1 protein-coding gene is annotated in these 482 nt (G+C 71.2%); it reads right to left on the reverse strand.

Translation table 11 applies throughout. The features are described 5' to 3' along the window. Positions 1-411: MaoC family dehydratase (locus E1298_RS47515; protein ID WP_131903938.1), on the reverse strand; the 411-nt coding region annotated here is incomplete at its 3' end. Positions 412-482: the final 71 nt, after the last annotated feature.

Raw genomic sequence — 482 nt, forward strand, 5'->3', positions numbered from 1 at the left:
GTGGACGATGCCTCGGTCGGGCTTGGAGCGGGACGGGCGGGTCTCTAGGACGGTTACGCGCAGGCGCAGGGAGTCGCCCGGACGGACGGGGGCGGGCCAGCGGAGTTCGTCCACGCCGGGGGAGGCGAGGCTGGCGACGCGGGACAGGACGTGGTCGGCGAACAGGCGCATCAGGATGGAGCCGGTGTGCCAGCCGCTGGCGATGATGCCCTTGAAGGGGCCGGTGGCGGCGAAGCCGGGGTCGAGGTGGATGGGCTGCGGGTCGAAGCGGCGGGCGAACTCGATGATCTCGGCCTCGGTCACGGAGACGTGGCCGTACTCGTAGGTGGTGCCGGTGGCGTAGTCCTCGAAGTAGCGGGCGTCGATGGGGGCCGCGAAGTCGTCGCCGAGGGCGCGGGTGGTGACCGTCATGGGGACAAGCATGGCCCGCTGTCAGCTTGCCAGGGAGTTCAGGAAGGCGTCGAGGAGGTCCGTCTGGCGGG

The sequence above is a fragment of the Actinomadura rubrisoli genome, from assembly GCF_004349215.1.
Classification (GTDB): Bacteria; Actinomycetota; Actinomycetes; order Streptosporangiales; family Streptosporangiaceae; genus Spirillospora; species Spirillospora rubrisoli.